An 8,892-nucleotide genomic window follows, 5' to 3' on the forward strand; every position below is an offset into this window, starting at 1 on the left:
GAGGGGGACCATGCGAAGCATGGTGGAGGGGGCGGCCAAGTGCGCGGACCGATCATCACCTTCAAGCGTGCGCGGCGCTTGCGCCGGGAGATGTCGCTGCCTGAGGTTATCCTGTGGCGGCAGCTCAGGGACAGGCAGTTGGCTGGCTTTCGCTTCAGGCGACAGCACCCAATCGGGCCATACATTCTCGATTTCTTCTGCGCGGAAATGCGCCTGTGCGTCGAGGTCGACGGGCGCGCGCACGACAGCAGCGCCGCGGCGGCGCATGACGAGGACCGAACCCGCTGGCTTGAACAGCACGGCATCCGCGTCCACCGAGTTCTCGCGTCTGATGTACTTGATCCAAAACATCTCGAAGCGGTCTGCAAGTCGATCGTGCTTGCCGCCGCCCCCTCCACCGGCTTCGCCGGTCCCCCTCCCCCGCTTCGCGGGTGAGGATTCACCCCGGCAAATCCACCACCGCCCGCAGCCCCGGCGCGCTGTCATCGAGCCGCAGTTCGCCCCCGTGCAGCCGTGCCACCGCGGCCACCAGCGACAGCCCGAGCCCCGAGCCCGGCTCGGTCCGGCTCATTTCCAGCCGCACGAAGCGCTCGAGCACCCGGCTCCGGTCTTCCGCCGGGATACCCGGGCCGTTGTCTGCCACCTCGATCCGCACCCGGTCGCCGGCGCGCCTGAGGCTCACCCTGATGCGCCCGGTCTTGCCCTCCTCGGGCACATAGTATTTCAGCGCGTTCTCGATCAGGTTCACCAGCGCCTGCCCCAGCAGTTCGCGGTTGCCGTTGATGCGCACGCCCTCGGCGATGTCGGTCTCGATGGCCATGCCTTCGTCCTCGGCCAGCGGACCATAGAGTTCGGCCACATCGGCAACCACCGCGCTCAGGTCGAGGTCGCTCAGCGCCCCGGACGGCGTTCCCGCATCGGCGCGGGCGATCATCAGCAGCGCGTTGAAGGTTTTGATGAGCTTGTCGCTCTCCTCGATCGTGGTCTCCAGCGCTTCCTTGCGCGTAACTTCGTCCTGCCCCTCGCGCAGCGCCGATTCCGCCTTGTTGCGCAGCCGGGTCAGCGGGGTCTTCAGATCGTGCGCGACATTATCGGTCACCTCCTTCATCCCCTGCATCAGGTCTTCGATGCGATCGAGCATGAGGTTGAGGTTGGTCGCCAGCGCGTCGAACTCGTCGTTGCGCTTGGTCACCGGCACGCGTTCGCTGAGGTTGCCCGACATGATCATCTTGGAGGTCGAGGAGATCGTGTCGATCCGGCGCAGCACCCGCACCGCGGTCACCACCCCCGCCACCAGCGAGAACAGCAGGATGCCGCCGACCCCGACCGCGAACCACTGGAAGACGATCGCCGTAAACCCCCGCCGCTCCACCACGTCGCGGCCGACCACGAGGATCAGCCCGCTGGCCAGCTTCTCGGAGCGCACCATGGCGTAGCCCTGGCGCTGGTTCTGCGGGTCGTCGAGCTGCGGGTCCTCGAAGGGGCGCGGCTTGGAATAGTTGAAGCTGTAGGTGCCGGGCTCGGCCACCACCTCAGGCGGCAGGTCCGTGACGTTGCCGACAATCAGCTGTCCGCTCGGGTCGGCGAGGTAGTAGATTCCCGGCCCCGGCTGGCCGGCGAGGCGCTGCACCGCGAGGATGGTGGCGCGGAAGCCGGAATCGTCGTCGATGCGCTTGAATTCGACCACCTCGCGGTCGATGGCGTCGGTCTGCTGGCGTGGCAGCTGGATCGAGGTCTGCCACGAGATCAGCCCGAGCAGCACCACCGCGAAGATCACGAAGATCATCATGAAGATCGCGGTGAGGCGCACCGTGGTGGTGCGCCACAGCTGGGCGAGCCCGAACATCTAGTCGCGGATCATGTAGCCCGCACCGCGGATCGTATGCAGCAGCGGGTTGGCGTGGCCCTTGTCGATCTTGGCGCGAAGCCGCGACATGTGCACGTCGATGACGTTGGTCTGGGGGTCGAAATGGTAGTCCCAGACATTCTCCAGGAGCATGGTGCGGGTCACCACCTTGCCGGCATTCTTCATCAGGTACTCGAGCAGCCGGAACTCGCGCGGCTGCAACAGGATCTGCTCGCCGTCGCGCTCGACCTTGCGGCTGAGCCGGTCGAGGGCCAGCCCGCCGACCTCGAACGCCGTTGCCGCCTCTGCCGGCGACGAGCGCCGCGCCAGCACCTCGATACGGGCCAGCAACTCGGTGAAGGCATAAGGCTTTACCAGGTAGTCGTCGCCGCCGGCGCGAAGCCCCGTAACCCGGTCGTCTACCTCGCCCAGCGCCGACAGGATCAGCACCGGCGTCTTGTTGTCCTCGGCGCGGAGGCTCTCGATGATGGAGAGGCCGTCGCGGCGGGGCAGCATCCGGTCGACCACCAGCACGTCGTAGTCCATCGACGAGGCCATGGCATAGCCGGTCTCGCCGTCGCTGGCGTGGTGCGTGACATGGCCCGCCTCGTCCAGCGCCTGGATCAGGTAGCTCGCCGCCTCGCGGTCGTCTTCGATCAGCAGAATCTTCATTTCATCAGCCCCTAACCGGGCGGGGTGAATCGTAAATGGTGAATGGTGAATGGAACGTCCCCTGCCGACAATCCCACACCATTCACCATTCGCCATCCACCCAAAACGAAAAGGGCCCCGAGGTTTCCACCCCGGGGCCCGCAAGTCATTACGAGTTGGACTCGGTGATCGGCAGCCCGATAAACCGGGTATTGCCGTCACGCTGGGCCTTGACCAGCGCCGTGGCGCGGCCGGCATCCTTGACGGCCTGCACGGCCTTCTCGAAGTCGGCGACCGACGATACCGGCTGGTTGTTGACCTCGAGGATGGTGTCACCCACCGCAAAGCCCTTCTCGGCCGCAGTCGAGTTCGGATCGACGTCCTGGATCAGGAGGCCTTCGCCGCCCGAGTTCGGCACCAGCGTCAGGCCGACGCTGGTCGGAGCGGGAGCGGCGGGTTCCTCGGCGGGAGCCTGCTGCTGCTCTTCGGTCGGGGCCGAGGCCTCGTCCAGCTTGCCGAGCGTCACGGAGATCTTCTGCTCCGCACCGTCGCGCCAGATCGAGAGTTCGACCGCGGTGCCGGGGTTCTTGCCGGCAATGGTGCGGCTCAGGTCGAGCGCGTTGGTCACCGGCTGGCCATCGACCGCGGTGATCACGTCGCCGGACTTGACGCCAGCCTTGGCGGCCGGGCTGCCCTCGGAGGGCTCCGTCACCAGCGCACCGGCCGCGTCCTTGAGGCCGACGCTGTCGGCGATGTCATTGGTGACATCCTGGATGCCGACGCCGAGGAAGCCGCGGGTCACCGAACCGTTCTGGATCAGCTGGCTGGTCACCTGCTTGACGACGCTCGCCGGAATGGCGAACGCGATACCGACATTGCCGCCATTGGGGGAGAAGATCGCGGTGTTGACGCCGACCACTTCGCCATTGGTGTTGAAGTCGGGGCCGCCCGAGTTGCCGGTATTCACCGCCGCGTCGATCTGCAGGAAGTCGCCATAGGCAGAGCCGGCGATGTCACGGCCGCGGGCCGAGACGATGCCGGCGGTCACGGTGCCGCCGAGGCCGAACGGATTGCCGACCGCGACAACCCACTCGCCGACGCGGACTTCGGTGTCCGACAGCTTGACGAAGGGCAGGTCGGTGCCGTCGTCGATCTTCACCACGGCCAGATCGGTCTTGGCATCGGTGCCGACGACCTTGGCGGTCATCTCCTTGCCGTCGTCGAACACCACCGTCACCTTGTTGGCGTGGTCGACCACGTGGTTGTTGGTGACGATGTAGCCGTCACCCGAGATGATGAAGCCGGAACCGGCTGCCACGAACTTGCGCTGCGGCTGGTCCTGGCCCGGGCCGCCCTGGCCCTGGTCACCCTGGCCCTGGTCGCCCTGCTGGCCGAACTGGTCGAAGAAGTCCTTGAACGGATGGTCGTTCGGCAGGTCCGGGAAATTGAACTTGAACTGCGGGCCACCGCGCTGCAGGTCGCGCGGGTTGGCGTTCTCGCCGCCCTCGACGATGATCGAGACCACCGCCGGCTTCACCGCCGCAACGAGGTCGGCGAAGTTCGGGGCATTGGTCACGGCCGGCGGAGTGATCTGCGCAGCAGGAACTACTTTAGCGGTCTGAGCAGATGACGGCGCCGTTGCCGCAACGAACGCAGAGCCGCCGCCGATACCGGCGAGGATGGCGAGAGCCGAGGCTCCCATCCACTTTCGGGCACGTGCGGAGAAAGTCGAGCGCATGGTGATCTCCTTCAGTCAGGCACTCAGTGATGGGCAAGACATATGGAGAGGGGCGCCTTTCTGCACTGTGACACGGGTGTTAATTATCGGTAATGTTTCGAAATTGCCTACGGCTCAGAACAGCGCCTCGCGCAGCAGGTCCAGCGCCACCAGCGTCAGGACGATCTTGAAACCCCAGCGAAAGGCCGATTCCGGCACCTTCACCAGCAAGCGGCTGCCGATCGCCGTGCCGGCGAACCCCGAGGCGATCATCGCGACGATGAGCGGTAAATAGGCAGCAAAGGCGAAGCCGAGCAGCACGAACATCGCGACCTTGAAGCTGTTCTGCAGCGTCATCAGCATGGCGTGGGTCGCCACCAGGTGCCGCCGGTCGGCCAGCCCCTTGATGAACACCGCGACCAGGGGTCCGGTCGCTCCGACCACCATCGACACCGCCGCTATCACCCCGCCGCCGACCACTTGCGCTACCCGTGACCTGCCGACGATCCTGGGCTGTGGCAGCCAGGTGGTCAGCAGCACGAAGGCCGCAATGACGATCTGCAGCGCCGTCTCCGGCAACCGGCTCGCGAACTGCCCACCGACAATGGTGCCCACCGATCCGCCCAGCGAGATCCACAGCACGAACCGCCACTGGATATGCCCCCGCTGGACCAGCGCCCGCCCGGCATTCGAGCCGAGCTGGATCGCCCCATGCAGCGGCACCACGACCGTGGGCGGGAACACCAGCGCCAGCACCGCCACCATCAGCGAGCCGCCGCCCAGCGAGAACGTCGCGGTGATCAGCGACGTCATGAAGCTCAGCACGACCAGCGCAACCGCCATCAGCGGTTCGAGGCCGGCAGGGAGAAGGTCGGTGAGGGACAAGTGGCGGGAATCCGTGGGCTGGCGGTGACGTAGCGCTGCCACTTCAAAATCGCAACCGGCCTCGATCCCTCCACAGTCCATCTCCCCCTAGGCGGGGGAGAAAGCGAAATCTTAGGTTTAGCCGTTTGGCTAAGCCTTAGATTTCGCAAGAGAGGGGGTCGTTTTGGGCACCGTGGCTCCGCACCCCCTCTCTTGGAATTCTCTCCCGCAAGGGGAGAGATGACGGAGAGATCGAGGCTACCGCTCCAATTCCTCGATCGCCTTCGCCTCATCCTCGGTCAGCGCCGCCTGCCCTGCCGCGCGCTTGCGCCGGGCGCCCATCACCACCGCGATCCCGCCGATCACCAGCACCACCGGCGCCGCGACCCACAGCAGCAGCGTGTGCGGCGCCATCACCGGGTTCAGCAGCACGTATTCGCCGTAGCGCGCCACGAGAAACGCCCGCACCTGGTCGTCGCTATCCCCCGCCGTCAGCCGCTCGCGCACCAGCACCCTGAGGTCATGCGCGAGGTCTGCATCGGAATCGTCGATCGACTGGTTCTGGCAGACGAGGCACCGCAGCCCCTCCGAGATCGTCCGCGCCCGCGCCTCGAGCCCCGGGTCGGCCAGCATCTCGTCGGGCCGCACCGCCAGCGCCGGCACGCTCAGCAGCAGCAGCATCACCAGCGCGAGGATCGCCCTCATTCCGCCACGGCCCGCGCGGCCGCCGGCTTCGGTGCGCCGATGCGCAGCCGGCGATAGCTCAGCGACAGGAACCCTGCCCCCGCCATCACGATGCAGCCGAGCCAGATCAGCGTCACATACGGCTTGAACCACAGCCGCACCACCGACTTGCCGTCGGCCTGCGGTTCGCCCAGCTGCAGGTAGAGCTGCGAAAACCCGTAGGTCTCGATCGCCGCCTCGGTCGTCGGTTGGCCGCTGGCATTATAGACGCGCCGCTCCGCCACCGCCTCGCGCACCTCGCCGCCCGGCGCCCGGATCGAGAAGCGCCCGGTGTCGGAGACGAAGTTCGGGCCCGCGACATGGTCGATGCCTTCGAAGGTCACCTGATGGTCGCCGATCACCGCATCCTGCCCCGGCGTCATGGTGGTCACCACCTCGCTCCCCCAGGCGCTCGCCGCGACGATGCCGATCACCGTCACGCCGAGCCCGAAATGCGCCAGCGCCGTCGACCAGGCCGTGCGCGGCAGGCCGAAGAGCCGCCTGAACGAGGTCAGCACGTCGGTGCGGAAGAACTTTGCCCGGTCGACCAGCTCCGCCAGCGCTCCAAACGCCACCCAGAAGCCGAGCAGCAGCCCGAGCGGCGCCAGCGACACCGAGGCGCCGGTCAGCGCGAAGCAGAGGATCGCTGCGAACAGCGCCAGCCCCGCCGCGCCCGCCAGCCGCTGCGTCACCGCGACGAGATCGCCGCGCTTCCAGCTGAGGAACGGCCCGAACGGCAGGATGATCAGCAGCGGCGCCATGATCACGCCGAAGGTCAGGTTGAAGAACGGCGCCCCCACCGAAATGGTCTCGCCCGCCAGCGCATCGAGCAGCAGCGGATAGAGCGTCCCGACCAGCACCGCCACCGCCGCGCTGGCGAGGAACAGGTTGTTGAGGATCAGCGCCCCCTCGCGGCTGATCGGCGCGAACAGCCCGCCAGCCCTGAGCGCCGAGGCGCGGAAGGCGAACAGCGAGAACGCGCCGCCGATGAACGCCGCAAGCAGCGCGAGGATCACCATGCCGCGCGTCGGATCGGACGCAAACGTATGCACCGAGGTGAGGATGCCCGAGCGCACCATGAAGGTGCCGAGGAGGCTCAGCGAGAAGGTGATGATGGCGAGAAATATCGTCCAGATCTTCAGCGCATTGCGCTTTTCCATCACCAGCGCCGAATGCAGCAGCGCCGTGCCGGCGAGCCACGGCATGAAGCTCGCGTTCTCCACCGGGTCCCAGAACCACCAGCCGCCCCAGCCGAGCTCGTAATAGGCCCAGTACGACCCCATGGCGATGCCGAGGGTCAGGAAACACCACGAAACCAGCGTCCACGGCCGCACCCAGCGCGCCCAGGCCGCATCGATCCGCCCCGAGATCAGCGCGGCCACGGCGAAGCTGAAGCAGACCGAGAAGCCGACATAGCCGGTGTAGAGCAGCGGGGGATGGATCGCGAGGCCGATATCCTGCAGCACCGGATTGAGGTCCTGCCCCTCGAACGGCGCGGGCGAGAGCCTCAGGAACGGGTTCGAGGTGAACAGCGTGAACCCGGTGAACGCCGCCGCCAGCAGGCTCTGCATCGCCAGCACCAGCGTCAGCAGATCCTTTGGCTAATTCCGCCCGAACGCCGCAACCGCCGCCCCCATCACCACGAGGATCAGCACCCACAGCACCATCGAGCCCTCGTGGTTCCCCCACACTGCGGTGATCTTGTAGATCAGCGGCTGCGCCGAATTGGCGTGGTCGTAGGCGAGCTTGAGCGAGAAATCGGACGTCACGAACGCCTGGATCAGCGCCCCGAACGCCGCCGCCACCAGCAGCAACTGCAGCACCGCCCCCTGCTGCAGATACCCCGCCAGCACCTCCCGCTTCCAGAACATCAGCCCGACGATCGCCGAGATCGCCGCGATGGCGAAGGCGAGGACGAGGGCGAAATGGCCGAGTTCGATGCTCATGGGTTGCCTCCGATGAGCGCCGGCGCGAGCCGCCCCCCACCCCTGTTCCCTCCCCCCAAGAATGGGGAGGGAGACGATGGAGCCGCAAGCTCAGCGCCCAAGGCCACGAAGACAGATCGAGAGGGTCTCCCTCCCCCTTGCGGGGAGGGGACAGGGGCGGGGGTCCACAGCCGCGATGCCTCTGTCGTCCTCACAGCGGAGCCCCCTCCCGCTGCCATTCCCCGCGCTTCTTCAGCTCGTCCACCAGTTCGCGCGGCATGTAGTTCTCATCGTGCTTGGCCAGCACATTGGTCGCCGCGAACGTCCCCGCCGGCGTCACGCTGCCCTCGATCACCACGCCCTGCCCCTCGCGGAACAGGTCGGGCAGGAGCCCCACGTAGTGCGCCGCCATCTCCGTCTGCCCGTCGGTCACCACGAAATCCGAGGTCTCGCCGTTCTTCGTCCAGCTGCCCGCCTTCACCAGCCCGCCCAGCCGGATGGGCGTCCCCGCAGTGATCGCCCGCTCCTTCACTTCGCTGGGCGAATAGAAGAACACGATCTGGTCGCGCAGGGCGACGAAGATCAGCGTCGCGGCAACCACGAGAACCGCGCCGAGGCCTGCGATGACGGCGAGGCGTTTCTGCTTACGGGTCAATTGCTTGCCACCAATCCATTATCCGCCGCCAGAACATCGAGTTCGGCGCGATCACCCGCATCCGGGTAAGCCTTGCGCGCCGCATCATAGGCCTGTTGTGCCGCCTCTGTCTGGCCCAGCACCAGCCGCGAGCGCACCAGCCGCGTCCACTCCTCGATCGTGCCGCCATCCTTGAGCAGCCGCGCCGACAACCCCTCGACCATTCCGGCAATGTCCGCGTTGGCGGGCATGTCGCCGCCGAGCCCGGCCTCCGCCGCCGCGAGCCCGGCCTCGGCAGTCGCCACCCAGGCCTCACCGCCCTTCGAAAGCTTCAGCAACGCTTCCCATTCGGATTTGGCGGTCGCGAAATCGCCCGCGCGCGTCGCCTCGCCGGCGAGGTAGTAGCGCGAGCGCACATGGGCCGGGTCGCGCCCGGCGGCGCTCTTGAACAGCGCCAGCGGCTCGCCCGTGGCATCGCCGTTATTGGCCATCATCAGCGCTTCGCCGAGATCGGTCTCGCGATCCGCCGTCG

At 67.0% G+C, this 8,892-nt stretch carries 7 protein-coding genes and 2 pseudogenes; 1 reads left to right on the forward strand and 8 read right to left on the reverse strand.

Annotation, left to right across the window (positions count from 1 at the left end; translation table 11 throughout):
* On the forward strand, positions 1–435 hold a 435-nt coding region (locus tag JWQ89_RS21845), incomplete at its 5' end, for a DUF559 domain-containing protein (protein WP_366144032.1).
* Positions 436–439: 4 nt separating this feature from the next.
* On the opposite strand, the gene JWQ89_RS21850 is transcribed toward JWQ89_RS21845, so the two are convergent.
* From JWQ89_RS21850 to JWQ89_RS21885, 8 genes and pseudogenes are all read right to left on the reverse strand, one after another.
* Positions 440–1,846, reverse strand: coding sequence for a HAMP domain-containing sensor histidine kinase (locus JWQ89_RS21850; protein WP_299644717.1), 1,407 nt, complete (start codon positions 1,844–1,846; stop codon positions 440–442).
* Positions 1,847–2,518: a response regulator transcription factor gene (locus tag JWQ89_RS21855; RefSeq protein WP_299644719.1), complete on the reverse strand. Its 672-nt coding sequence runs from the start codon at positions 2,516–2,518 to the stop codon at positions 1,847–1,849.
* 148 nt (positions 2,519–2,666) lie between these two features.
* Entirely contained in the window at positions 2,667–4,235 is a 1,569-nt protein-coding gene (locus JWQ89_RS21860) for a Do family serine endopeptidase (RefSeq protein ID WP_299644721.1), read from the reverse strand.
* A 114-nt stretch (positions 4,236–4,349) separates the two neighbouring features.
* Entirely contained in the window at positions 4,350–5,099 is a 750-nt protein-coding gene (locus JWQ89_RS21865) for a sulfite exporter TauE/SafE family protein (protein WP_299644723.1), read from the reverse strand.
* 237 nt (positions 5,100–5,336) lie between these two features.
* Entirely contained in the window at positions 5,337–5,783 is a 447-nt protein-coding gene (locus JWQ89_RS21870) for a cytochrome c-type biogenesis protein (protein ID WP_299644725.1), read from the reverse strand.
* Positions 5,780–7,747: pseudogene (locus tag JWQ89_RS21875) on the reverse strand (heme lyase CcmF/NrfE family subunit). Before JWQ89_RS21875 ends, JWQ89_RS21870 begins: the two are co-directional and overlap by 4 nt.
* A gap of 190 nt (positions 7,748–7,937) precedes the next feature.
* Positions 7,938–8,381 carry a cytochrome c maturation protein CcmE gene (ccmE, locus tag JWQ89_RS21880; protein ID WP_299644727.1) on the reverse strand — a complete coding sequence of 148 codons (444 nt, stop codon included), beginning with the start codon at positions 8,379–8,381 and terminating at the stop codon, positions 7,938–7,940.
* Positions 8,378–8,892: pseudogene (locus JWQ89_RS21885) on the reverse strand (c-type cytochrome biogenesis protein CcmI); the annotation flags it as partial. The pseudogene JWQ89_RS21885 and the gene ccmE, both read right to left, overlap by 4 nt.

Source organism: Devosia sp. (assembly GCF_028290645.1).
Lineage (GTDB): Bacteria > Pseudomonadota > Alphaproteobacteria > Rhizobiales > Devosiaceae > Devosia_A.